The sequence below is a fragment of the Pseudomonas sp. MAFF 730105 genome, from assembly GCF_055380705.1.
On record NZ_AP018438.1, the window covers coordinates 3,726,391 to 3,750,529 of the forward strand.

Genomic DNA, 24,139 nt, shown 5'->3' on the forward strand with positions numbered 1-24,139 from the left:
GATTAACGTTGTTCGAGGGCCGCGGATGGCGCCGGGGCCGTCCGTTCCGGCATGGGGAAGCGCCAGGCGCAGGGCAAGGCCAACAGGATCAGCACGCCGGTGGCGATAAACACTTCGCTGACAGCACCCGAGGTTCGCAGCGCAGAACCCGCTTCGGCGCCCAGGCGCATTTCCAGCCAGAGCGAGGCGATCACGATGGCCAGCGACGACACGAGGCGCCGGGAGATGTTGTTCATCGCCGCGCCCTGGGTGACCATCGGCTCCGGCAAGGCGTTGAGCCCGGCGGTGGTCACCGGCATGTAGGAAAGCCCCAGCCCGGCACCGCGCGCCATCATCAAGACGAACACCGTGGCGAGGGTGGCCTGCGGGCCGAGCATGCCCAGGGCCAGGGTCGAGGCGCCGGTCAGCAACATGCCCACCGACACCACGGCCCGTGGCCCATGCCGGTCGAGCAGCTTGCCGCCCATCTGGCCGAACAGGCTGGCGAATCCGGCGGTGCACAGCAGGGCCAACCCGGTCCAGATCGCGCTGTAGCCCAGCACCATCTGCACCAGGAGCGGCACCAGCACCAGGCACTCGAACATGCCCACCGATTGCACCACGGCGATGATCACGCTCAGGCGGTAGCCGCGCAGGTTGAAGATCCGCAGGTTGAGCAGCGGCTCCGAACGGCTCAGCTCGACGCGCACGAAGGCGATCAGGCACAACGCGCCGGCCGTCAGCATTGCCAGGTTGAGCGGATCCAGCAGGCCGTCGGCGTGGTGCAGGCGACTGGTGGCGACCATCAGCAAGCCAATGCCCGAGGCGATCAGCAGATACCCGGCGAAATCGAACGGCTTGCGCTCCGGCGGTTCGGAAGCCGGCAACACGCCCAATCCCAGGATCAGCGCCACCAGCCCGATGGGCACGTTCATCAGGAACAGCGAGCGCCAGCTGAACCACTCCAGCAGCAGGCTGCCGCACAATGGCCCCACCGCCGGGGCGAGCATCACCACGGCACTCCACAGCCCCGTGACCCGCCCCCGCTCGTCCTTGGCATACACCGAGAAAATGATTGCCAGGGACAACGGGATCATCAGCCCGCTGGCGATCCCCTGGACCACCCGCGCCGCAATCACCAGCACTATCGAGTCAGCCACCGCGCCCATCAGCGAACCGCCGATGAACAGCGCCACGCCCCACAAGTACAAGCGCTTGCGGCCGAGGCGATGGCTCAGGAAGCTGGTCAGCGGCATGGTCATGCCCATGGCGGTCATGAAACCCGCGACGATCCAGGTCGCCATCAGTGGTCCGATGGCGAACGCCGCCATGAACGCCGGTAACGCCGGGTTGAGCGAGCTGTTGTTGAGGCTGACCGTGAGGGTGCCCAGCATGACGTTGATCACCACCCAGTGACGCGGCACCGTCACAACCGCGCTCCAGTCGCAGTGGCGCCGACAAACTGCTGCAGCGGACGCGGATGACACAGGAAGTCCGCGTGGGAGATGTTGTAGCCATAGGCACCGGCCATGGGCAGTACCAACAGGTCCCCCACCTCGGCCCCTTGCAACTGGCGGCCGCGACTCAGTACATCCTTGGGCGTGCACAGCTGGCCGACCACGGTCCAGGCCTGCGCGGTGTCCGGCTGCGGCTTGCGCCGACGTGGCAGGTGAATGACCGGATGATCGTGACTCTGGGCCGCCGGCAGACGGAACTGGTGGGTCCCCCCCCGACAGACCAGGAAGTGCTCGCCATGGCTGGTCTTGGTGTCCAGCACTTCGATCACGTAGTAACCACAGAATGCGCTGATGAAGCGGCCGGGCTCGAAGCGCACCACCGGTGGCTGCTCATGCTGCGCCAGGGACTTGCCCAGGTGCCGGCACAGACGCTGCCAATCGAAGCGCTGCCCGCTCAGGTAGTCGACACCAATGCCGCCGCCGACGTTCAGGTGGGTCGGCTGCTCATCCCCGGTCGCCAACGCCTTCCATTCGGTCCAGCGCTGCAGGTAGAAATCCAGCAACTGCTCGTGACGTTCCACCGAGTTCTGATGGGACATCGCATGCACATGGAAGCCTTTGAGGCTCAGGTGACTGAACGCTTGCACCCTTCGCACGGCTTCCGGCAGTTCCGCTTCGTCGATGCCAAAGGGCGTCGCGGTGCCGGCCATCGCCAGTTTGCTCGACAGGGTCGACGGCAACTGCGGGTTGATGCGGATGAACACCGGTTGGACGCGACCGGCCTGTTGCGCAAGACGTTGCAGGCGGTCGATCTCATTGAGGCTTTCCAAATGGATGGCCTCGACCCGGTTCTCCAGGGCGGCACGCAGATCCGAATCGAGTTTGCCCGGCCCGGAGAACACGTAGGGCTTACGCGTCGGGCATGCCACGACCCGCTCGATCTCGCCGCCCGAGGAAATTTCGAATCCACTGACCAGGGGGCCAGGGCCGCGAGCATCGGCGCTTCGCTGTTGGCCTTGATCGCGTAATACAGCTCCACACCGGCGGGCAGCGCGGCCATGACGTCGCTGACATGACGGGTCAGCGCCTCAAGGTCATAGACAAACAGCGCCAGTGGGTCTTCGCTGGTGCGTCGGGCCGCATCAATGGCGGCCATCACTGTTTCAGGCAGATCACGCATAACGCACCTCCTCGCCCCAGGGCGAACGCAGGCTGACGTAACCGGCCTGACGATCGGCCTTGGCGGCCAGGCGCACCTTCAGATTGGTTTTGCAGGAAATCGATTCGCCGGCGATCAACGCGTCCAGTTCCGGCGCCGGCCGTACCAGTTCCTGACGAATGCTGCGCAGTTGACGCGCCACCCGTTCCCACATCAACGGGGCCAGGTGCGGACGCTCCCAGCTCAGGGCCAGCACCGCTTCCGACAGATTATTGATCAGCAGGCAATAACTGATGCGACTCCAGCCCTGCTCACGGCTGTAGACCAGCGACTGGCGCACCCGGGGATGCAGGCCGACGTCAATGCCGGACATGCCCAGTTCCTCGGTCAGCTTGACACCTTCGAAGTCCCGCAGCAGCAGTTGCTGTGGCTGGCCGTCGTCGTGAATCAGCACGCTGTTCTGCAGATGGGGTTCCATCACGACGCCATGGTTGAAAAACAACGCCAGCACGGGACGCAGCAGCAGCGCCTGGTAGCGGTCGAACCAGTCGAGCAATTGCCCGTCATCCAATGTCCGGCCGTTGAAACCTTGCAGGAATTCATGGACCAGCGGCTGGGAATGAATATCCCGAGCAAACAGCGTACCGGCCATGATGCTCACGTCTGCGCCGCCGCGACGGCAGAAGTTCTCGCGCAGGATCGCGCCGGTCTGCTCGCGGAACCAGTGGCTGTCGGCTTCGCTCGCATGCTTGGGCGCCCAGCTCAACGAACCCGGCTCGGCCACGGTGGACAGGCCACCCAGGGTTTGCGGCTGGGTCTGCTGCAAGCGCTGGAACAACTGGTCGATAATCAGGGTGCTTTCCAGCTCATACCAGGCGTTCTTGCGCACACAGTTGGTGATGCGCACGTTCAACGAGCCCTTGATGAAATAGTCATGCCCTTCGATGTACCAGGTGCGCATGGAGGCCGTCGGGCTGGCCAGCGCGCCAGTGGTGCCCAGGTCCCGCAGCTCGCCCAGTTCCAGTTGCTGTTGCACCCGCCGGTCCTGTACGAACAGCTGTGCCTGGACCGGGTGCAGGCAGATGATCGCCCGGTCCGGCCGGGCACGGCTCTGATCGGCGAATCCGGCCAGCACTTGCTCTTCGGTCAGCCCGTTGGCGGAGATCCGCAGTCCTTCGCGCGGGACCTCGAACAGGTGCAACGCTGTCCGGGCCTGGAACTCGGGAGCGTAGGTTTCCTGGGCCAGGTGGGCTGGCCAGAGCCGCGCCTTGGGCGCCGGATGATTCGGATGACCAAACCACAACCCCTGCTCGCTGGCCAGGTAGTTGCTCAGTGGCGCCGGACCATTACCGTCGATGTTGTGGGCGACGATGGCGGCGGTCAGGGACTGGCTTTGCAGCACCTGTTCGAGCAACTCGTCGTTGCTGGCGCGGGTCATGTGCTCACAGGCGCCGAGCAGTTGCGCGACGAACTCGGGGAACGCCAGGTTGCTCCACGACGTATCGCCCTGACGCGCATACACATCAGACAGGTAGCGATGGCTGCCAAGACGATCGCGACGATCCACCAGCACGAAGAACTGTTGGCCGTTGGGCAGGCTGATGGTCAGGGGAATCCCCTTCGATTGCAGCCCTTCCAGATAACTTCCAGGTGCAATGCCGCGCATATCCTGGGGCCAGTGATAATCCAGGCAGTTTTCCGGCAGCGCGAACTCCTTGATCAAACAATTGAGCAAGGCACGAGTGCTCGCCAATTCGCTGACGCGGTGGGATAAAGCAGTACGATCGGGATATTGCATAGTTGCTCCTCGTAACCTGCGGGTTACGGATGACTTCATGTCTGGGCAAGTTCGCTTTGTGTTCAGCGACAAGACAATAGGTGCCCGCCTTCCCAACTCTGGGAAATTTGTTTAATGCCGTTTAACCAGTGACTGATATGACTGATATAGCCAGGTATATATCGAGTGGTTGTTTAATGGCGCTCTTGCGAAAGTGCAGCCTGCAACGCTTGTTCAAATCGTTCCATTGCCAGGGCACATTGCTCATCGTCGATGATTAACGGCGGCAACAACCGGATCACGTTGCCCTGGCGCCCCCCTCGCTCCAGCAACAGTCCGTGGTCGAAGCAGTGTTTCTGAATGGCGACGGCGAGGATGGGGTCGCCCGGGTAGCTGTTCAGGCGGTCGGGGGCCTGGCGCTCATCGACGATCTCGATGCCCAGCATCAGCCCACGCCCTCGCACCTGGCCGAGGGCCGGATAACGTTGCTGCAGCTCCACCAGTCGAGTCTTGAGCCAGGCGCCACGACGTGCGGCCTGGGCTGGCAGGTCCTGTTGCTGCAAGGCGTTGAGCGTCGCCAACCCCGTGGCCATGGCCATCTGGTTGCCCCGGAATGTCCCCGTGTGAGCGCCCGGCTGCCACGCATCGAACTCACGCTTGAGGCCCAGCACCGCCAGCGGCAATCCCCCTCCTACCGCCTTGGACATGACAATGATGTCCGGCTCGATCCCGGCGTGCTCGAAGGCGAACATCTTGCCGGTGCGACCAAAGCCCGCCTGAACTTCATCGATGATCAGCAGGATACCGTGCCGCTGGGTGACCTCGCGGATACGGCGCAACCATTGGGGCGGGGCGCAGTTGACGCCGCCCTCACCCTGCACCGCCTCGAGGATCACCGCCGCTGGCAGCGACACACCACTTTCCACATCCTCGATGAACTGGGTGAAGTAATAGCCCAGCGCTTCGATCCCGGCTTCACCGCCGATGCCCAGCGGGCAGCGATACTCATGGGGGTACGGCATGAATTGCACGCCCGGCATCAAGGACGCCACAGCGTCTTTCGGCCCGGTGTTACCCGTCACCGACAACGCACCGTGGGTCATGCCGTGATAGCCGCCGCTGAAGCTGATGATGCTGCTGCGCCCGGTGAACGTCTTGGCCAGCTTGAGCGCCGCCTCTACCGCGTCCGCCCCGGACGGCCCGCAGAATTGCAGGCAATAGTCGCGTCCCTGCCCCGGCAGCAGGCTCAACAGCTTTTCACTGAAGGCGTCCTTCTGCGGTGTGGTGAGGTCCAGGGTGTGCATGGGCATGCCCGAGGAGATGAAGTAATCGATGCTGGCCATGACGTCAGGATGGTTATGCCCCAATGCCAACGTCCCGGCCCCCGCCAGACAGTCGAGGTAGGTCTTGCCTTCCACGTCCGTCACCCAGACGCCATGGGCCTTGGCGATGGCCAGGGGCAACTTGCGCGGGTAACTGCGAACATTGGATTCGAACTGGCCTTGGCGGCGCAGATAATGTGCATTGTCCTTCTGCAAAGAATCGATGCGTACAGCGCTTTCATTCAACATGAGAATCAATCCTGATTAAGTCCCGATATGCAAATTATTCTCATTCGCTGATGAGTGCAATATTTAATTTCAAATAAATTGGGAATTTTTCGCGATCCATTTTTATTAAATGACGCGCAGGGGAAATTCACCGAAATGAATTGGAGTATTCAGGAATAAACATAGGGACAAGGCACTTTAATATCAGCACCGAAAGCAGTGTTAATCAGCTTTTATATCGAATTACAGGCCTCAAATAATTGCAGATTAATATCAACCAATATCAGAACGATATATAACAATAGGTAAATAGCTCCGTCCCTGGAGCTGTACACCGTTTAGAAATCCACGGTAGCCGACAGAAGGCAGGTGCGCGGGGTCGACAATGTCAGACCGGGCTCGCTGTCATCCGAAGCCCCGGCTGAACTCCAGTAGCGTTTGTCCGCCACGTTCTCGACGTTGGCACGCAGGGTGATGTTCTTTTCATCGACCTTGAAGCCGTAACGTGCACCGACGTCGAAGCGTACCCAGGAATCGATTTCCTTGGTGTTGGACTGGTCCAGATACTGCGAGCTGGAATAGATGCCGCGGCTAGTCAGGGTCAGGCCCTGCACAGTCGGCACGTCCCACTCAGCGCCCAGATTGATGTTGTACTTCGGCGTGGCCGGCGCGCGGTTGCCGTCGTAAGTGCCGCCGGTGGTGTTGGTCAGCTCGCTGTCGATGTACATCACGCCACCTAGCAGGCGGGTGCCTTTGAGGGGTTCACCGAAGACGCTCAGTTCCACGCCGGTGTTTTCACGCTTGCCATTCGGACCGAAGACACGTGTCGTGGCGTCGGTCGCGTAGGCCGGCTGCTTGATCTGGAACAGAGCGGCAGTCAAGGCGAACGGACCGGCGTCGTACTTGGCCCCTACCTCGACCTGGCGACTGATGAATGGCGGGAAAATCTCATCCTCGTTGATCGAGGTTGACGGCGCGATCTTGCCCTGGCTCAGGCCTTCCATGTAGTTGGCATACAGCGACAGTTTATCGGTGGCCTTGAACAGGATGCCGCCCGATGGCGAGACTTTTTCCTCATCATAGGCAGTTGCACCTTTGATCCCTGCGGTCCAGTCATCCACTTCCACCCGCTGCCAGCGGGCACCAAGGGTCAGCAGCAAGCGGTCATCGAAGAAACCCAGGGTATCGGATAGCGCCACGCCGCTGAAGTGATTCTCGGTGTAGACCTTGTCATCCTTGCGCGTAGGAGTACTTGGCGTCGTGGTTTCCACCGGGTCATACAGGTTGCTGCTGCCGTTGGCATAGCGGGCACCGCCGTTGGTGAAGTCCATGTAGAAATAGCTGGCGGCCAGGTTGACTTCATGACTTACCGGCCCGGTGTGGAACCAGTTGCGCACCCCGACATTGGCCGTACGGACACTTTCATCCCGAGAGAAATCACGGGGGAAACAGTGAAATCGCCAGCATCATTGGTGATCGAAACATTATGCCGAAGAAAATCATGATGACTCTCACGCGCACCGACACCGCCGTATAGCATCGTTGAGTCACTGACATCGTACTCGGCGTTCACCATGCCGAAGGTGTCGTTGGTGCGTGCCTTGCTCCAGGGCTGGGCATAGTTGCTGCGCACATCGCTGGCATGGGGGACCTGTGCGTTGGCGCCGACCTGCACACGTTCCTGCGGCGCATCGGTATCGCGCTCGGTATGGCCGATGTCCGTGGAGAGACGCAGCCGTTCGCCGCGAAAGTCCAGGCCAACCACCGCCATCTCGCGGTCCACGCTCTGGTGATCCCATTCGGTGTCGCCGGACTGCTTCACACCGTTGAAGCGAATGCCGAACTTGTTGTCTTCGCCAAAACGTCGGCCGACATCCACGGCACCGCCGAGCTGGTTGTTGGACGCGTAGCTGCCGGTGAACGAGGTGATGGGCTTGTCGGTGGCGTGCTTGGGCACCACGTTGATCCCGCCGCCTACGCTGCCTCGCGGCGAGATGCCGTTGATGAGCTGGCTCGGTCCCTTGAGGATGTCGACGCGTTCAGCCATTTCCATGTCGATCGTATAGGTCGGCAGGATGCCGTAGAGGCCGTTGTAGGCCACATCGCTGTTGAACAGACTGAAACCGCGGATAGTGAACTGCTCATACCGCCCACCCGCCGGGTTGGTCGCACGCACCGAGGGGTCGCTGTTGACCAGGTCGCCCAGGGTTCGGGCCTGTTGGTTCTTGACGGTCTCGCTGGTGTAGGTGGTCATGCTGAACGGCGTTTCCATGAAGTCGCGCGAGCCCAGCAAGCCTTGGGAACCACGACGCGCGACCTGGCCACCGGCGTACGCCTCGCCCTCCTCCGAACTGGCGGCGCCGAGGATCGAGGTGGGCGCCAGTTGCAGACTCCCCCCTACCTGCGCCGGGGCCAGGATATAGGCCTGCTCACCCACCGATTGCAGTTGCAGGCCGGAACCTTGCAACAACCGGGCAAACCCCTCCTCCACCCCATATTCGCCCGAGAGTCCGGCGCTGTTGCGACCACTCACCAGCGCCGGATCCACCGACAGGTTGACACCCGCCAACCCGGCGAAGCGGGTCAGTGCCGCGCTGAGGCTGCCGGCCGGCACCTGGTAGCTGCGCCGGGCCGCTTCTTCGGCATGGCTGGATGAGATGAAGAACGGGCTGGCGCTCAGGCTCAGCATGAGACTCAGGTTCAACAGCGGACGCCAGCCGGCAAGGGCCGGGCGAACATGCAAAGGGACTACTGCGGACATTGGAAGGAGCTCTCGTTTTTGTGCACTTGCCTTGAATGACAAGCGAGACAAAAAAAGGGGACAGGCTTCAGGCGATATTTTTTCGAAGCGTCAGAGTGACCCAATAACGGGTGCGCATCTGGATATCCAGGGGCAAGCTGGCCGAAAGTAAAGCGAGGACTTTATCGGTGTTTTCCAGACGGAAACTGCCGGTTACCCGAAGCGACTCCAGGGCGTCGTCCCAGCGCAGCACACCCGGACGATAGCGGCCCAGCTCACGGAGAAAGTCCCCCAGCGGCTGGTTCTGCGCCACGAGCACCCCGTCGCGCCAACCCGGTTGCGTGACGTCGAGCCCGACCACTGGCCCTGCGCCTGCTGCGTGGAGGCTGGCCTGCTGGCCCGCCTCCAGCCGCAGCACAGGTCCGTGCAACGGTTGCAGCTGTGCCGAACCGCTGACCACCGACACCCGGCAACCTTGCTCACCCAGGCGCACGCAGATTTCACCCCGCTTGACGGTAATCAGCCCATAGGGCGCCTGGACAGCCAAGGGCGTGACACCGCTGACCTTCAGGGCCATTTCGCCCTGCACCAGCACCAGGCGCCGGGCCTTGAGGTCCAGGTTCACGGCGCTGTCGGTGTTCAGTTGCAAGAGGCTGCCATCGACCAGCGACCAGCTCCGCTGTTCGCCGGTGGCGGTGTGCAGATCGGCGCGCCAGGCGTCCAGTGGCAACGCCCGGCCCAGCATCCAGGCCGTTGGAACCAGCGCGGCGACACCCAGTGCGCGCTTGAGTACGGCACGCCGGGGCAAGGATGGACGATCCAGGGTCGCCATGCCCAGCGAAGGCGGTACCCCGGCGAAGCGCTGACGCAGTCGCTGGGCCTTCTGCCAGGCCGCTTCGTGGTGAGCGCTGCTGTCGCGCCAGCGTTGCAGGCCGGCGGAGTCGAACTCGTTGCCGCCGAACTCCATCAGGGTCAGCCAGCGGGCAGCCGCCCGGGCGACCTCCCGAGCCTCGGACGACGGGGCCGGACGCATCAAAAGTCCACCAGCAGGCAATGCTCATAGGCTTGGGCCATGTAGCGCTTGACGGTGCGTTCGGACACCTGCATGCGCTCGGCGATTTCCCGGTAACCCAGGCCTTCGAGCTGACTCCACAAAAAAGCCCGCCGCACCTGGGGCGGCAGGCCATCGAGCAATTCGTCCAGGGCATGCAGGGTTTCCAGCAGCAGCCAGCGTTGCTCCGGCGACGGTACGCACGCTTCGGGCAGGCTTGCCAGGGCATCGAGGTAAGCCTGCTCCAGATTGCGACGGGTATAGAAATTGCTCAGCAGCCGCTTGCCCACTGTGAGCAGATAGGCCCGTGGTTCATGCAGGTCCGCCAGGGGTTGGGCACTGGACAATACCCGCAGGAAAGTATCCTGGCGCAGATCCGCCGCATCCCAGGCATTGCCCATGCGCCGCCTCAACCAGCCTTCCAGCCAACCGCCATGGTCACGGTACAACGCGTGAAGGGAGTGCTCCGCCGGCGTAGCTGCATCAAACATGTCAAGAAGCCCTGCGCATGGAATGTCTTAAATGAGACTGATTCTAATTAATGTTCGCGAGCTAATCCAAGTCCTTTGTGCGGCGAGATGTGTAAATAAAGGCGAAATCGAGGGCTCTAGGCCAACCATCTCTTGTGGGAGCGAGCCTGCTCGCGATAGCGGTCTGCCAGTCAACACCAATGCAAGCTGACCCATCGCTATCGCGAGCAGGCTCGCTCCCACAGGGGAATTGTGGGCCTTCAGGACTTTCGCAGACGCCGCGCAATACTGTGGGGCGGCGGCCAGACGCTGGGATTGGATTCAACCGGGACATGGTGGGAGCGAGCCTGCTCGCGATAGCGATGGGTCAGTCAACATCGATGCAAGCAGGTCTACCGCTTTCGCGAGCAAGCCCGCTCCCACAGGGATCTTTCTGACACACAAAAAAAAGCGCCCTTGGGATCAAGGGCGCTCGGGTGGCGTGGGATATCAGTGGCTGGCGTGCAGGACTTGCGGCACTTCCGGCATGGCCGAAGAGTGGTGGTTGATGATCTTCCACTGACCGTTCAGGCGCTCGTAGAGGTAGGTGTAGCGCGCCTGCACATCCTTCTTGCTGCCATCGGCATTGGTCAGGGTGAAGGTGTAGACCCCACTGTCCATCGCCGCGTCGGGACCCAGGTGGCGGATTTCCCGGTAGTTGATCTGCCCACCGGCTTGCCCGCCAGGAAGTGCTCGAAATAATCCTGGATCTGCGCCGGCGTGGTGCGCACTTTGTTGGAAAGGGTCGGTTGCAGAATCGCATCCGGCGCGTAGAGCCTGGTCATTGCGCTGGCACTGCCGCTCTGCAGGGTCTTGTTCCATTGGTCGAACAGCGCAGCGATCTCCCGATCGTTCACGTTCTTGGGTTGTTCGGCCACGGTGCGATACACAAAAGGCGTGGCATCGGCGGCATGGACAAAAGGCGTGGTCAGGACAAAAAAAGTGGCGAGGGCCAGGGTTTTCATTTTCATCGTAGCGTTCCTTTCGGTATTAATAGCGTCGGTTTCAATGGCCCCACTTTGCCGTTCGCAACGGCCCCCGCCATCGGCCAACCGGTGCCAATCGACTATGCCGATCGGCAGATAGGCCCGGCGCCGATGACGCGCTCTAATACCCACGTCGCGACCGGACCGGTCCCTTTCACGCTGGAGCCTCCATGCAAAGCCCACCCCATGATCCCGGCAGCGCCCTGGCCATTCGCAGCCAGTATCGTCAGTCGCAAAGCCGCGCCGCGCGCCTGGGCCTGTTGTTGGGCACTGGCCACGAACTGACCCGATTGCCCTTGGCGCAAATGCGCCAGCGTGTTGTGCAAAGGGCCTGCGCGTTCATCGCCATGGACCATGGCCTGCTGCTGGAGTGGACACCCGATCACCCGGCAAGCGCCCTCGCCAGCCATGGCAATGGCGAGCGACTCGATTGGCTCGCCAGCCTCGCTCATTCGCCACTATCCGGCCCGCAGTGGCTCGAATACCCCGACAGCCCCCTGCCCCAGGTCCTGCGGGTCCCGCTGCGAGCCGCCGACGGGACAGTGTTCGGTGTGTTGTTGCTGGGCAACAGCGTGATCATCAGCGCGCCCGACAACGAAGACATCGAATCCCTGCAATTGCTGGCGACCCTGCTGGCCGCGCACCTGGAGAACCATCGGCTACTCGAAGCCCTCCAGGCCCGCGAGCGCACCATGTCCGAACTGGTCCACCGGCTGTTCACGGCCCAGGAAGACGAACGCAAGCGCGTGGCGTATGACCTGCATGACGGTCTCGCGCAGAACCTGGCCGGCCTGCATCAGCGCTTGCAGGGGTTCGCCGGACGCTGTCCGGTGTTGCCGCCCGACCTGGCGAGCGAACTGCAAACCATCCTGGCGTTGGCCCAGGGTTGTGTCGGTGAGGGCCGGCAACTGATCGGCGGCCTGCGCCCCCATGTGCTGGATGATTTCGGCCTCTACAAAGCCGTCGACAAGGAAGCCGATCGCCTGCGCGAGGCCGGCCTGACAGTGGATTGGGTCGAACACAGCGCCGCGCGTCTGCCGGGCAATACCGAAATCGCCCTGTTCCGCATCGCCCAGGAAGGCATCAACAACATCCTCAAGCACGCCCGGGCCGGCCACGTGAGCCTGGGACTCTCGATCAGCGACGGCCAGGTGGCCCTGCGGGTGGAAGACAATGGCCGTGGCTTTGCCCTGGAGCAACCCATCGAAACCAACGGCACTCGCCATCTGGGCCTGGCTGCCATGCAGGAGCGGGCCATCCTGCTGGGCGGCCAACTGACATGTTTGAGCCGGCCCGGCGACGGCACCCGATTGCAGGCCAGCGTGCCGCTACCCCTCCACGGAGCACATCCATGACCTCTCCTTTACGGCTGCTGCTGGCCGACGATCACGAAGTCACCCGCGCCGGGTTCATCGCCCTGCTGGCCGGCAATGCCGGGTTCGAGGTCATCGCCCAGGCCCGCGACGGCCAGGAAGCCCTCGACCTGTGCGAACAGCTGCAACCGGACATCGCCATTCTCGACATCCGCATGCCGGTGCTCAACGGCCTCGGCGCGGCGCGCATCCTGCAGCAGCGCCAGCCAGGCATCAAAGTAGTGATCTTCACCATGGACGACAGCCCCGACCATCTGGAGGCGGCCATCGGTGCCGGCGCCGTCGGCTATCTGCTCAAGGATGCCAGCCGTGATGAAGTGCTGGACGCACTCAAACGGGTCGCCCGGGGCGAAGAAGCACTGAACAGTTCAGTCAGCGCGCGCCTGTTGCGGCGCATGACCGAACGTGGCAGCAGCGGCACTGCACAGCTCCAGGCCCTGACTGCGCGGGAACGCCAAGTGCTGGGACTGGTGGCGGGCGGCTTCAGCAACCGTGAAATCGGGGAAAAGCTCGGCATCGCCCCCGGTACGGCCAAGGCCCATGTGGAGCGGGTCATCGGCAAGCTCGGGGCTGCCGACCGGACCCAGGCCGCCGTGCGAGGCATCGCCCTGGGATTGGTGGCACAACCCGCCGGGCAATGGCCATGAAATACCTCGCGGCCCGCCGCTGGGCCGACCTGCCGCTGCGGGGCAAGGCGTTGGTGGTGATTTCCCTGCCGCTGGTGGTGCTGCTGCTGTCGCTGGTGCTGATCTACATCACCGAGCGCCAGACTGCCCGGGCCGAAGAAGATGTCCGTCGGGTACTGCGTGTCCAGGGCGATATTCAGACGGTGCATACCCTGCTGGCGGAAGCGGCGGCCAGTGTACGTGGCTACCTGCTGACCCGACGCGAGGACTTCCTGCCCGGCTATGAACAGGCCACGCTGCTGATCGAGGCTGCCCTGCAACGCCTGGACCACAATGTCCGCGACGCCAGGATGCGCGAACACCTCCAGACCATCACCCCGCTGATCGATGAGAAACTCAACGGGCTGGTGGAACTGCGCAGCGGCAAGAGTGGCGACACCGAGGCCATCACCGCGCTCCTGATCAAGAACAAGCAAGTGCTGGACGTGCTGCGCGAACAGATCAACGCCATGCGCATCCGCGAGGATGCCCTGCTCGCCGAGCGCAGCGCCGCCGCGTCGGCCACTCGCATGCGATTGTTGCTCGCCACCTTACTGGCGGCGGTGTGCGGCCTGTTCGGCGCGATTGTCGCGGTGCTGTTCCTGTCCAAGGGCATCGTGGCTCGGGTGCAGCAGGTACAACGTAACGCCCAGCGCCTGGCATTGGGCCAACCCTTGCTGCCGCAACCGCCGGAGCAGGATGAAATCGGCCAGTTGGGCACCCGCCTGGTGGAGGCCGGACAATTGCTGGCCGAGCGCGAGCGGGCGCTGCGCGACAACGAGGAGCGCCTGCGGCTGATCATCGACGGCGTGAGGGACTACGGGATCTTCGCGCTGGACGCCAAGGGTTACGTGACCACCTGGAACGCCGGCGCCGAACGGATCAAGGGCTACACCGAGCAGGAAATCATCGGCCAGCATTTTTCGCTTTTCTACCTGGCCGAAGAATGCCCGGCGCATCCGGAGATGGCCTTGCGCGAAGCCATGCGCGACGGCCATTACATGGAAGAAGGCTGGCGTTGTCGCAAGGACGGCAGCCGCTTCTGGGCCAGCGTGGTCATCACCGCTCAGTACGACAGCACCGGCGCCCTGCGCGGCTTCTCCAAGATCACCCGTGACATCACCGACCGGCGTGCCGCCGAGATGGCCCTGAGCACCGCCCGCGAGGAAGCAGAGAGCGCCAGCCGGGCCAAGAGCGAGTTCCTCTCGCGCATGAGCCACGAACTGCGCACGCCCTTGAATGCCATCCTCGGCTTCGCGCAACTGCTGGACATGGACTCCACGGCCGGTCAGCGTCCCCAGGTCAGCCACATCCTGCGCGCCGGCCAGCACCTGCTGGCGTTGATCAACGAGGTGCTGGACATTGCCCGGATCGAGGCGGGTCGCTTGCCGCTGAACATCGAGCCAATTCCCCTGGCGACGGTTCTGCACGAAGCCCTGACGCTGGTTTCACCCATGGCTGCCGACGCCGGCATTCACCTGGCCGAGCTGCCGCCGCTGCCCGATGGCAGCGGTGTGCTGGCCGACCGTCAGCGGTTGGTCCAGGTGCTGCTCAACCTGTTGTCCAACGCCATCAAATACAACCGGCCCGAGGGTGAAGTGCGCATTGAGGTGGCCGTCCTGGACAAACGGGTGGACATTGCCGTCAGCGATACCGGGCGCGGCATCGCCCCGGAGCAGTTGGACCAGTTGTTCAAGCCGTTCGAGCGCCTGGGCGCCGATCCCCAGGTCGAGGGCACCGGGCTCGGCCTATCCCTGAGCAAAAGCCTGCTGGAGATGATGCAGGGCAATCTTCAGGTGCGCAGTGTGCCGAACGAAGGGTGTTGTTTCACCTTGCAGTTGCCAGGCGCCCAGGTCGTCACCACGCATTTGCCGCCTATCGCGGCCCTGGCGGTTACCCGCCCGCCCGTTGAATACCATGGCAGGGTCTTGTGCATCGAGGACAACCTGTCGAGCCTGGCGTTGATCGAAACCCTGATGCAGCGCCGCCCCGGCATCCAACTGCTGTCGAGCATGCAGGGCCAGATGGGCCTGGATCTGGCACGCCAGCATGCGCCGCAACTGATCCTGCTGGATGTGACGCTGCCGGACCTGGAAGGCCTGGAAGTCTTGCGTCGCTTGCGCCAGTCCCCGGCCACCGCGTCCACCCCGGTACTGATGATCACCGCCGATGCCAGCGACCTGACCCATCGCGCCCTCCAGGATGCCGGTGCCACGGCGATCCTGACCAAACCCATCCATATCCAGGCCTTCCTGGCCCACCTTGAACGTTATTTACCGGAGCCTGCATGAATCGAGACCTGCGCATCCTGATCATCGACGACCAGCGCCCCAACCTGGACCTGATGGAACAACTGCTGGCCCGCGAAGGGTTGCACAATGTGCTGAGCAGCACCGAGCCTCTGCGCACCCTGGATCTGTTCAACAGCTTCGAGCCGGACCTGGTCATCCTCGACTTGCACATGCCGGCGTTCGACGGTTTCGCCGTGCTGGAACAACTCAACAGGCGCATCCCGGCCAACGATTACCTGCCGATCCTGGTATTGACCGCCGACGCCACCCGGGACACCCGCCTGCGTGCCCTGGCCCTCGGTGCCCGGGACTTCATCAGCAAACCCCTCGATGCGCTGGAAACCATGCTGCGCATCTGGAACCTGTTGGAAACCCGGGCGCTCTACAAGGCCTTGCGCGAGTTGATTCCGGCCCAGCAGATCGAGCTGTTGCGCCAGCATCGGCCAGGGCCAAGCCAGTAGGCGCTGTGGGCTGTGGGCTGTGGGCTGTGGGCTGTGGGAGCAAGGCTTGCCCGCGACTGCAGTAGGTCAACCAGCAAAAATGTCGCCTGGTCTGCCCCTATCGCGAGCAAGCTTTGCTCCCACAGGGTTTGCGCCGGCTGCCTGGCATCAAGGCAAGTCCTTGCTCCCATAGTAACCTGTGGGTACGGCCTCAATGACCGCGAATGTAATGCTCCAACTGCCGAATCAGATCCGCTTGTTCGACGATGGCCTGCTTCACCAGGTCGCCAATCGACAGCAGACCGATCAACTGCCCGTTATCCAGCACCGGCAAGTGCCGCAGGTGGCTGTCGGTCATCACTTCCATGCAGCGCTCGATGCTCTGCTGGCTGTCGGCGGTGACCACCGGCGCGCTCATAATGGTGCGCACCGACGTCCCCACCGAGGAGCGTCCGTGCAGCACCATTTTGCGCGCATAGTCCCGCTCGCTGAACACCCCCACCACCTGGCCGTCCTCGATCACCGGCAACGCGCCGACGTTCTTCTCGGCCATGATCCGCAGGGCTTCGAGCACCGTTTGGTCAGGCGCAATGCTGTGGACGTGCTGGTTTTGCACACTCTTGAGTTTCACCAGTTGAGCGGCGGTTTTCATTATCGATCCCCAACTTCACATAAAGGGCAAACAGCAAAATTCGATTCAGACACAATCCCTGTGGCGAGGGGATTTATCCCCGTTGGGCTGCGAAGCGGCCCCTGCATTCCGATTGATACACCGCAGCGGCAAAAATATTTGGGGCTGCTGCGCAGCCCAACGGGGATAAATCCCCTCGCCACAAAAGCAGTGTTCCCGAAGGCGCGATCAATCCTCGCCAATCTCCACCACATCACCATTCAACCGCACCGGCCACACCCGCAGGCGCTGTTCCGGGTATTCCAGGCAATGGCCGTCTTCCAGGCGGAAATGCTGCTTGTACATCGGCGAGGCAATCACCAGATCCCCCTTGATGCTGCCCAACAGGCCGCGGCCGATGACATTCGCGCCCGACTTGGGGTCGCGGTTGTCGATGGCGTACAGCGGCTTGTCCTGCTGTTCGGGCAGATACAGCAGCGCCACCTGGCTGCCGTCGTGCCAGGCGACCACGCCGGAGTTGGGGACCAGGTCTTCGCGGCTGCACAGGGCACGCCATTGTACCTGGGCTGCGGCGGTGGGAATACGAACGACGTTTGACTGGCTCATCAGAGCACCTCCTCGGTGACGGGAATCAGGTGAAGTTCGCCGGCGTGAACCGGGCGACGCTGGCCGCGCTCGCGGACAAAATGCACATCCGGATCGCCGCGCTTGTCGTTGACGAACGTGCGGAAACGCTTGAGTTTTTCCGGATCCTTGAGGGCGTTGGCCCATTCGCATTCGTAGCGGTCGACCACCAGTTGCATCTGGGCTTCGAGCTCGGCTCCCAGGCCCAGGCTGTCGTCGATGATCACGTCCTTGAGGTAGTCCAGGCCGCCCTCCAGGCTTTCACGCCAGACCGATGTGCGTTGCAACTTGTCGGCAGTGCGGATGTAGAACATCAGGAAACGGTCGATGTAGCGGATCAGGGTTTCGTCATCCAGGTCGGTGGCGAACAGCTCCGCATGCCGGGGGCGCATGCCACCGTTGCCGGCGATATAAAGGTTCCAGCCTTTTTCCGTGGCAATCACGCCGACGTCCTTGCTCTGGGCCTCCGCGCACTCGCGGGTGCAACCGGACACCGCGAACTTGAGCTTGTGGGGCGAGCGCAGGCCCTTGTAGCGATCTTCGAGGGTCAGGGCCATTTGCACACTGTCCTGCACGCCGTAACGGCACCAGGTGCTGCCCACGCAGGATTTCACCGTGCGGGTGGATTTGCCGTAGGCATGGCCCGTTTCGAAACCGGCTTCGATCAGCTCGGCCCAGATGTCCGGCAACTGGTGCAGTTGGGCGCCGAACAGATCGATGCGCTGGCCACCGGTGATCTTGGTGTAGAGGTCGTATTTCTTCGCCACCACGCCGATGGCGATCAGTTTGTCGGCGGTGATTTCCCCGCCGGCAATGCGCGGCACCACCGAATAGGTACCGTTTTTCTGCATGTTCGCCATGAAGGTGTCGTTGGTGTCCTGCAACGGCACCAGCGACGGATCCATGATCGGTTGGTTCCAGCACGAAGCCAGGATCGAGCCCACCGCTGGTTTGCACAGGTCGCAACCGGTGTGCCCACGGCCGTGTTTGGCCAGCAATTCGTCGAAGCTGATGATCCCTTCCACCCGCACCAGGGCGTACAGCTCCTGGCGGGTGTAGGCGAAGTGTTCGCACAGGCTCTTGTCGACAGTGACGCCACGGGCGACCAACTCATGTTCGAACACCTGCTTGACCAGCGCGGCGCAGCCGCCGCAACCGGTACCGGCCTTGGTGTCGCACTTCAGTTGTCCCAGATCCGTGCAGCCGCCGTCGATGGCCGCGCAGATCGAGCCTTTGGTGACGTTGTGGCACGAGCAGATGGTCGCCGCTGCGGGCAGCGCGGCCGGGCCCAGGGTCGGTGCGCCTTCGGAGGTGGGCAGGATCAGGCTGGCGGCATCCTTGGGCAACGCAATGCCGTTCTGCATGTACTGCAGCAAGGTGTCGTAGTAGCTGTTGTCACCCACCAGCACCGCGCCGATGACACGCTTGCCATCGGCGTCCACCACCAGTCGCCGGTAACTGGCGCTGGTTTCGTCGATGAACTGGAAGCTGCGCGAGCCCGGCGTGTGGCCGTGGGCGTCGCCGATGGAGCCAACGTCGACGCCGAGCAATTTGAGCTTGGTGGACATGTCGGCGCCGGTGAACGGCTCGCCGCTGTCGCCGCTCAGCTGGGCCGCGACGCTGCGGGCCATCTGGTAACCCGGAGCGACCAGGCCGAAGATGTTGCCGTTCCAGGCCGCGCATTCGCCGATGGCATAGATGTCCGGGTCGCTGCTCAAGCATTGGTCATCGATCACGACGCCACCGCGCGGACCGATCTGCAAATCGCTCTGGCGGGCCAAGGCATCCTGGGCGCGGATACCGGCGGAGAACACGATCAGGTCGGTTTCCAGGAAGTCGTCGTTACCGAAATTCATCCGATAGCGGTAGTGCTCACCAGCGCTGATGGATTGGGTGCCCTTGGACAGGTGCACGCCGACACCGAGTTTTTCGATGCGCGCCTTGAGGGCCAGGCCGCCCTGCTCATCCAATTGCACCGGCATCAGCCGTGGGGCGAATTCCACCACGTGGGCTTCCAGGCCGAGAGTCTTGAGGGCATTGGCCGCTTCCAGGCCCAGCAGGCCGCCGCCAACCACCACGCCACGACGGGCATTGGTCGCAGCGGCGCGGATCGCGTCCAGGTCTTCAAGGGTGCGATAGACCAGGCGGGAGTCACCGTCGGCGCCTTCGATAGGCGGCACGAACGGGTAGGAGCCAGTGGCGAGTACCAGCTTGTCGTAGCCGATGCGTTCCTGGCCGGTGACAACCTGACGGGCCTGGCGATCGATCTCCAGCACCGGTACGCCCAAGTGCAGCGTGACGCCGGGGGTCTGGTACAACGAGGCTTCGCCGAGGGCCAGGGATTCGGCGTCGCGGCCAGAGAAATACTCGGACAGGTGCACGCGGTCATAGGCACGCATCGGCTCTTCGCTGAACACATGCAGACGGTAATGGTTGAGGGCACCGCGCTCGATCAATTGTTCGACGCAGTGATGGCCGACCATGCCATTGCCGATCACGATCAGCGTTTGCAGCTTGTTCAGGGAAGCAACGTTGGAATTCATAGAAAGCACCCGACAAAAGCCCATCACGGTTTTGAAAGCAAAAAAAAAGACGCCTGAAACCTTGCGGTTCCAGGCGTCTTTGCCTGTTCTGTGCGGTATCGACCCGACGACTGCGCCCGATCTACCGTTATTCCCCGGCCTGCTGGCGCTCGATCTTCGTTGACCGACGGGGTTGCCCGCTCGATTGTATTCGCGGCGGGCCTGGGGGATCTCTTGCAGCGAGCGTGCCAACCCTCATATTCCACAGGCTCCAACCGGCTCTACCCTTGTGGGGACGGGCTTGCCCGCGAAGAGGGCCTTCCCCTCACCCTGGAAATCCAGAATCCGCAGCACCGGGGCAGCTGCCTTCCCATGGTGCGACCCGAGGCTGCTGGCTTCATAAAAGTGCAGTGTTTCTTGCAGGATCAGAGTTGAACAGGCAGGCCTCATCGCGAGCAGGCTCGCTCCCACAGGGTCTGGTGACGAACACAGAAGCTGCGTCTGCCATAAGTCCGATGTGGGAGCGAGCCTGCTCGCGATTACGGTGCTCAGTTTTAAGGAGTGCGGGCGGCTCTCTGCACCATCGCGACGATACTCACAAACAGCTCTTCCTTCGCTTCGTCAGCGCTGACCTCACCGATGGCGGCCGCGTTGGACAGCGCCTCTGCTGCTCCCAGCATCGCTCGCAGGCTCGCCTGGGTGATCGTTCTCGTACCCGCGAACGGTTCGAGGACGGTCCGGCATTTGTCGAGAAATATCGCTTCGTACTCCCGCTTGATGTTTTCCAGCTCCGGTGAACTGGTCAGCGCAGCAATCACGCCCGGAATTTCCCGCCCCTGCTGCAACACGCATTCGACATAGGAAGAGGCGATCACCCGGGCCCGGTCTTTCAGCGTCGGTTCGCTCGCTTCAAGGGCTGCGTCCATGAGCCCTGTCTGGCGGACATCGAAATCCTGGTAGAGCGCCGCCAGCAGCCCGGACCGACTGACGAAATGATCATAGACGATGGGTTTGGTCACTCCGCCCTGATCCGCGAGTCGGGCCAGGGTCAACGCGTCACTGCCCTCTTCCCGTACCAGCCGCCAGGCGACGTCCAGTAGCTGTCGTTGCCGGTCCTGCCGGGATAAGCGACGACGAGGTACAGACTGCGATTTTTCACCCGTGCTTGACATGCTTACTTTACCAACCGTAACTTACTAAGAGTAACTTAACTAAGCATAACCGCTTCCCCGTCGTTGTTACCAGCAGGAGTTTTGCCATGCACGCACTCATCGTTGTGGCTCATCATGACCCACGTTCCCTTACCCATAGTCTTGCTGGAAAAATAGGCCAAGGCCTGACCCACGCCGATCCCAACCATACCTTCGAGATAGCCGATCTGGCCGCTGAAGGCTTCGACCCGCGCTTCAGTTTCGCCGACCACGCAGTCCATCGCCGCGAAGCTTCGCCACCGCCAGACGTACTGGCCGAGCAGGCGCGAATCGAGCGTGCCGATACGCTGGTACTGGTCTACCCCATTTATTGGTGGTCGATGCCCGCGTTGCTCAAGGGCTGGATCGACCGAGTATTTTCCAACGGCTGGGCATTCGATTTCAGCCTCGACAAGCCGTTTATCCAGAAGTTGCAGCACCTGCGCGTCCATCTGGTGGCGGTCGGTGGAGCCGATGCCGACTCCTTCCTGCGTCATGGCTATGGCAAGGCGATGACCACGCAAATCGATCATGGCATTTTTGATTATTGTGGCGCCCAGGTACTGAGCTCGCACCGTTTGCTCGACTCGGAAATCATCGATCCGCAACTGCACTTGCAAGCCGCCGTCGGCATTGGCCAGCGGTTGTTCGCGACGGTGGACAAGACGGTACAGCTCCACCCGAGTGCCACCCCCGCGTGACTCAGAGTGCTCGACCGCGGGCCGCGGACAGCTTCACATCCCGCCCATAGACATCCGGGATATACACCGCCTGGCCCTGGCTGTCCGCCTGCACCGTCCAATAACCCAACAGGATCGGCATGGGTTTGGCCAGCCTGAACTCATAGGTCCGCCCATCGGCCAGCAGGGTGTCGGTGCGCAGGCGTTCGGCCGGAGTCAACAGCAGGTCCCGCAGATGCATCACTTGCTCGATCCGCACACATCCCGAACTGAACGCCCGCGGTCCCTTGCTGAACAAGGCCTGGCTGGGCGTGTCGTGCAGGTACACGGAAAACGGGTTGGGAAAGCGAATTACCAGTTTGCCCAACGGATTCTTCGGGCCAGCATCCTGACGCAGCATCAGGTCGCCCGGATGATCCCAGTCGATGTCTTCCGCCATCAGTGGCAGGCCATCGCGATCGATGATCTTCAGGTTCTGGCGGCTGAGGAACTCAGGATCGCGGCGGATCTCCGGCAGCTTGTCTTCTTTCAGAATGGTCGGGGGAATGGTCCAGGTGGGATTGAGGGTAAGCCTCGTCACCCGGGATTTGAGCAGCGGCGTTTCCCGCTCCGCCCGGCCCACCTGGGTGCGGGTTTGCCAGACCGGCGCGCCTCCCTGGTACACCGTCAACTGGGCCGCCGCGACGTTGACCAGCACACTGTCAGGTTCCAGGTCCTGGGCCAGCCAGCGCATGCGCTCCAGATTGATTCGCAGTTGCTCGCGGCGCATGGCCGGGCTGACATTCAGCTCGGTGACGGTCCAGGGCCCCACCACGCCATCGGCTTGCAGTGAATGCCGGAGTTGGAAGCTTTTCATCGCGTCCACCAGGCTCGGGCTGTAATGCTCGTCGCCCACGGCCGGCGGCGCACTCAGGTAACCTTCGCTGAACAACCGTCGCGCCAGGGCCGGCACCCGGGTGTCCTGCTTGTCCGGTTGCAACAGGGCCCCTGTGGGCACCGGCTGCCATTCGGACAAAGGTTGTTGCCGCTGCTGGGCATAAAGCCTGCGCAGGTTGCGATAAAGTTCCAGGCTTGGGCGGGCTTGTTCAAAGGCGGCGGCCAGGTTGTTCAAGCCCGGCCCGGCAATGGCCAGGATCATGGCCTGGCGGTCCTGGGGCTGCGGGCTGGCCTTCCACACCGGCTCCAGGCGGTCCTGGGGCAAATAGCCAAAACGCAGTTCATGCAAGGCTTGCAGGTAGCGCTGACTGATGGCGATGTCGACACAGGCCGGGCTCAGGGAGGTATCGGCGGCCGGCAAGCTGTAGCGGGCCGGGTCCAGTCCATCGTCGGCCAGTTGCTGCAACTGAACCCGCAAGGCCATCAGCCGTTCGTCGTCCGACCAGATGGCCTGGCCGGCGTTTTGCTCGTAGAACGCCTGCAAGCTCAGCATCGTCGGAAAGTCGACACCGCCGGCCAGCACCGGACAAGCCTCCGATAACCGCACCAGCGTGGCCTGTACCGGTGGCAGATCGCCAAACGAAACGTCACCGGCTGTCGCGACCAATGGCGAAGCGAGCAATAAAAGGCTCAAGTAACATACGGGCTTTTTGAACAACTGCTTTACTCCAATCCATGGCCGTCTCGTTGACGGTTGACTTTGCGACAGGTACGACCCGCCATCATGATGCACACGAACAATTACGGACGGGATGCCGCACACACACATCAGCCTGTAAACCCGCGTGGATTCTTTTCAGCCACGCTCACGCTCATTCGCCGGCTCTGCCTGGCCATGGCAGCGCTAGGCGCGGTATGCGCTCCGGCGCTGGCCGCGCAGGCGAATGCTCAACAGCTTTACAACAGCCTCGCCCACGCCGCGCCGGAACTCAATCCCCTGGCACTCAAAAGTGCCTTGAGCGCCATGCAATGCGCGGTCGCCAACGGTGCGCGCCAGGCCCGTCACCTGGCGGTGATCGACTATTCCCAACCGTCCACAGCCCGGCGCCTGTGGATCTTCGACCTGCGCCAGAAGAAGCTGGTACTGCGCGACCTGGTGGCCCACGGGCAGAAATCCGGGGAGAATTTCGCCACGCAGTTCTCCAATCGCCTGGGCAGCTACCAGTCCAGCCTGGGGTTGTTCCGCACGCAGGAAAGTTATCAGGGCACCCATGGTTATTCGCTGCGCATGGACGGCCTGGAGCCTGGCTTCAATGACCAGGCCCGTGACCGAGCCCTCGTGATCCATGCCGCCGACTACGTGAACCCGTTGTGGAGCTTGCGCCAGGGTCGTATCGGCCGCAGCCAGGGTTGCCCTGCTGTGCGCCCCCAGGTGGCGCGCCAGGTGATCGACAAGCTCAAGGGTGGGCAATTCATGTTTTCCTGGTACCCGGACCCAAGCTGGCTCAAACGTTCGGCCTACCTCAACTGCCAGCCGCAACAGGTGGCGAGCATTCTGGCGACCAGTGGTGGCTGACTGTAGTCCGCTATCGCGAGCAGGCTCGCTCCCACAAGGCATCGAGTGACCGCCGATTTCGCG

At 62.6% G+C, this 24,139-nt stretch carries 17 protein-coding genes and 3 pseudogenes; 7 read left to right on the forward strand and 13 right to left on the reverse strand.

The window, feature by feature from the left end; translation table 11 throughout:
• Positions 1 to 2 precede the first annotated feature (2 nt).
• From PCOSP_RS16225 to PCOSP_RS16260, 8 genes and pseudogenes are all read right to left on the reverse strand, one after another.
• Positions 3 to 1,373 carry a DHA2 family efflux MFS transporter permease subunit gene (locus PCOSP_RS16225; RefSeq protein ID WP_175385066.1) on the reverse strand — a complete coding sequence of 457 codons (1,371 nt, stop codon included), beginning with the start codon at positions 1,371 to 1,373 and terminating at the stop codon, positions 3 to 5.
• 32 nt (positions 1,374 to 1,405) lie between these two features.
• A pseudogene (locus tag PCOSP_RS16230) lies at positions 1,406 to 2,616 on the reverse strand (type III PLP-dependent enzyme).
• On the reverse strand, positions 2,609 to 4,393 hold the full coding sequence (locus tag PCOSP_RS16235; protein WP_464709012.1) for an IucA/IucC family protein: 1,785 nt from the start codon (positions 4,391 to 4,393) through the stop codon (positions 2,609 to 2,611). Before PCOSP_RS16235 ends, PCOSP_RS16230 begins: the two are co-directional and overlap by 8 nt.
• A gap of 173 nt (positions 4,394 to 4,566) precedes the next feature.
• A complete protein-coding gene (locus tag PCOSP_RS16240) occupies positions 4,567 to 5,943 on the reverse strand; it encodes a diaminobutyrate--2-oxoglutarate transaminase (RefSeq protein WP_175362724.1) in 1,377 nt (458 codons plus the stop codon).
• Positions 5,944 to 6,260: 317 nt separating this feature from the next.
• Positions 6,261 to 8,683 (reverse strand): annotated as a pseudogene (locus PCOSP_RS16245) (TonB-dependent siderophore receptor).
• A gap of 67 nt (positions 8,684 to 8,750) precedes the next feature.
• Positions 8,751 to 9,695, reverse strand: a complete 945-nt coding sequence (locus tag PCOSP_RS16250) for a FecR domain-containing protein (protein WP_175384986.1) — start codon at positions 9,693 to 9,695, stop codon at positions 8,751 to 8,753.
• Positions 9,695 to 10,204, reverse strand: coding sequence for a sigma-70 family RNA polymerase sigma factor (locus PCOSP_RS16255; RefSeq protein WP_175362726.1), 510 nt, complete (start codon positions 10,202 to 10,204; stop codon positions 9,695 to 9,697). The genes PCOSP_RS16250 and PCOSP_RS16255 overlap by 1 nt, the downstream gene beginning before the upstream one ends.
• Before the next feature lie 468 nt (positions 10,205 to 10,672).
• A pseudogene (locus tag PCOSP_RS16260) lies at positions 10,673 to 11,193 on the reverse strand (SgcJ/EcaC family oxidoreductase).
• Between the two features lie 185 nt (positions 11,194 to 11,378).
• Here PCOSP_RS16260 and PCOSP_RS16265 point away from each other — a divergent pair.
• Genes PCOSP_RS16265 through PCOSP_RS16280 form a run of 4 tightly spaced genes read left to right on the forward strand, consistent with a single transcriptional unit; the run spans position 11,379 to position 15,998 of the window.
• Positions 11,379 to 12,563: a sensor histidine kinase gene (locus PCOSP_RS16265; protein WP_139643156.1), complete on the forward strand. Its 1,185-nt coding sequence runs from the start codon at positions 11,379 to 11,381 to the stop codon at positions 12,561 to 12,563.
• Complete coding sequence (locus PCOSP_RS16270) at positions 12,560 to 13,228, forward strand: response regulator (protein ID WP_139643159.1); 669 nt, start codon at positions 12,560 to 12,562, stop codon at positions 13,226 to 13,228. Before PCOSP_RS16265 ends, PCOSP_RS16270 begins: the two co-directional genes overlap by 4 nt.
• Positions 13,225 to 15,537, forward strand: coding sequence for an ATP-binding protein (locus tag PCOSP_RS16275; RefSeq protein ID WP_175384984.1), 2,313 nt, complete (start codon positions 13,225 to 13,227; stop codon positions 15,535 to 15,537). The genes PCOSP_RS16270 and PCOSP_RS16275 overlap by 4 nt, the downstream gene beginning before the upstream one ends.
• Positions 15,534 to 15,998, forward strand: a complete 465-nt coding sequence (locus PCOSP_RS16280) for a response regulator (protein ID WP_024777679.1) — start codon at positions 15,534 to 15,536, stop codon at positions 15,996 to 15,998. Before PCOSP_RS16275 ends, PCOSP_RS16280 begins: the two co-directional genes overlap by 4 nt.
• A 190-nt stretch (positions 15,999 to 16,188) precedes the next feature.
• On the opposite strand, the gene PCOSP_RS16285 is transcribed toward PCOSP_RS16280, so the two are convergent.
• The 3 genes from PCOSP_RS16285 to nirB form a co-directional block, all read right to left on the reverse strand.
• The gene (locus tag PCOSP_RS16285) at positions 16,189 to 16,629 is read right to left on the reverse strand and encodes a CBS domain-containing protein (RefSeq protein WP_139643164.1); all 441 of its coding nucleotides are present in this window, start codon (positions 16,627 to 16,629) and stop codon (positions 16,189 to 16,191) included.
• A 207-nt stretch (positions 16,630 to 16,836) separates the two neighbouring features.
• On the reverse strand, positions 16,837 to 17,214 hold the full coding sequence (gene nirD, locus PCOSP_RS16290) for a nitrite reductase small subunit NirD (protein ID WP_464709015.1): 378 nt from the start codon (positions 17,212 to 17,214) through the stop codon (positions 16,837 to 16,839).
• A complete protein-coding gene (gene nirB / locus PCOSP_RS16295; protein ID WP_464709016.1) occupies positions 17,214 to 19,775 on the reverse strand; it encodes a nitrite reductase large subunit NirB in 2,562 nt (853 codons plus the stop codon). The genes nirD and nirB overlap by 1 nt, the downstream gene beginning before the upstream one ends.
• Between nirB and PCOSP_RS16300 the strand changes: the two genes are divergently transcribed.
• Positions 19,765 to 19,938, forward strand: a complete 174-nt coding sequence (locus PCOSP_RS16300; protein WP_175362731.1) for a hypothetical protein — start codon at positions 19,765 to 19,767, stop codon at positions 19,936 to 19,938. The genes nirB and PCOSP_RS16300 overlap by 11 nt on opposite strands.
• Before the next feature lie 370 nt (positions 19,939 to 20,308).
• On the opposite strand, the gene PCOSP_RS16305 is transcribed toward PCOSP_RS16300, so the two are convergent.
• Positions 20,309 to 20,926: a TetR/AcrR family transcriptional regulator gene (locus tag PCOSP_RS16305; RefSeq protein WP_175362732.1), complete on the reverse strand. Its 618-nt coding sequence runs from the start codon at positions 20,924 to 20,926 to the stop codon at positions 20,309 to 20,311.
• Between the two features lie 86 nt (positions 20,927 to 21,012).
• On the opposite strand from PCOSP_RS16305, the gene PCOSP_RS16310 reads away from it, so the two are divergent.
• Complete coding sequence (locus PCOSP_RS16310; protein WP_464709018.1) at positions 21,013 to 21,645, forward strand: NAD(P)H-dependent oxidoreductase; 633 nt, start codon at positions 21,013 to 21,015, stop codon at positions 21,643 to 21,645.
• Position 21,646: 1 nt separating this feature from the next.
• Here PCOSP_RS16310 and PCOSP_RS16315 read toward each other — a convergent pair whose 3' ends face one another.
• Complete coding sequence (locus PCOSP_RS16315; protein ID WP_464709020.1) at positions 21,647 to 23,218, reverse strand: L,D-transpeptidase family protein; 1,572 nt, start codon at positions 23,216 to 23,218, stop codon at positions 21,647 to 21,649.
• 177 nt (positions 23,219 to 23,395) lie between these two features.
• On the opposite strand from PCOSP_RS16315, the gene PCOSP_RS16320 reads away from it, so the two are divergent.
• Positions 23,396 to 24,076: a murein L,D-transpeptidase catalytic domain family protein gene (locus PCOSP_RS16320; RefSeq protein ID WP_464709021.1), complete on the forward strand. Its 681-nt coding sequence runs from the start codon at positions 23,396 to 23,398 to the stop codon at positions 24,074 to 24,076.
• The last annotated feature ends 63 nt before the right edge of the window (positions 24,077 to 24,139 follow it).

Excerpts from the sequence above, each read along its gene's own strand:
- PCOSP_RS16225 (WP_175385066.1), bottom strand. The coding sequence starts at position 1,373 with ATGCTGGGCACCCTCACGGTCAGCCTCAACAACAGCTCGCTCAACCCG.
- PCOSP_RS16235 (WP_464709012.1), bottom strand. The coding sequence starts at position 4,393 with ATGCAATATCCCGATCGTACTGCTTTATCCCACCGCGTCAGCGAATTG.
- PCOSP_RS16240 (WP_175362724.1), bottom strand. The coding sequence starts at position 5,943 with ATGTTGAATGAAAGCGCTGTACGCATCGATTCTTTGCAGAAGGACAAT.
- PCOSP_RS16250 (WP_175384986.1), bottom strand. The coding sequence starts at position 9,695 with ATGCGTCCGGCCCCGTCGTCCGAGGCTCGGGAGGTCGCCCGGGCGGCT.
- PCOSP_RS16255 (WP_175362726.1), bottom strand. The coding sequence starts at position 10,204 with ATGTTTGATGCAGCTACGCCGGCGGAGCACTCCCTTCACGCGTTGTAC.
- PCOSP_RS16265 (WP_139643156.1), top strand. The coding sequence starts at position 11,379 with ATGCAAAGCCCACCCCATGATCCCGGCAGCGCCCTGGCCATTCGCAGC.
- PCOSP_RS16270 (WP_139643159.1), top strand. The coding sequence starts at position 12,560 with ATGACCTCTCCTTTACGGCTGCTGCTGGCCGACGATCACGAAGTCACC.
- PCOSP_RS16275 (WP_175384984.1), top strand. The coding sequence starts at position 13,225 with ATGAAATACCTCGCGGCCCGCCGCTGGGCCGACCTGCCGCTGCGGGGC.
- PCOSP_RS16280 (WP_024777679.1), top strand. The coding sequence starts at position 15,534 with ATGAATCGAGACCTGCGCATCCTGATCATCGACGACCAGCGCCCCAAC.
- PCOSP_RS16285 (WP_139643164.1), bottom strand. The coding sequence starts at position 16,629 with ATGAAAACCGCCGCTCAACTGGTGAAACTCAAGAGTGTGCAAAACCAG.
- nirD (WP_464709015.1), bottom strand. The coding sequence starts at position 17,214 with ATGAGCCAGTCAAACGTCGTTCGTATTCCCACCGCCGCAGCCCAGGTA.
- nirB (WP_464709016.1), bottom strand. The coding sequence starts at position 19,775 with ATGAATTCCAACGTTGCTTCCCTGAACAAGCTGCAAACGCTGATCGTG.
- PCOSP_RS16305 (WP_175362732.1), bottom strand. The coding sequence starts at position 20,926 with ATGTCAAGCACGGGTGAAAAATCGCAGTCTGTACCTCGTCGTCGCTTA.
- PCOSP_RS16310 (WP_464709018.1), top strand. The coding sequence starts at position 21,013 with ATGCACGCACTCATCGTTGTGGCTCATCATGACCCACGTTCCCTTACC.
- PCOSP_RS16320 (WP_464709021.1), top strand. The coding sequence starts at position 23,396 with ATGGCAGCGCTAGGCGCGGTATGCGCTCCGGCGCTGGCCGCGCAGGCG.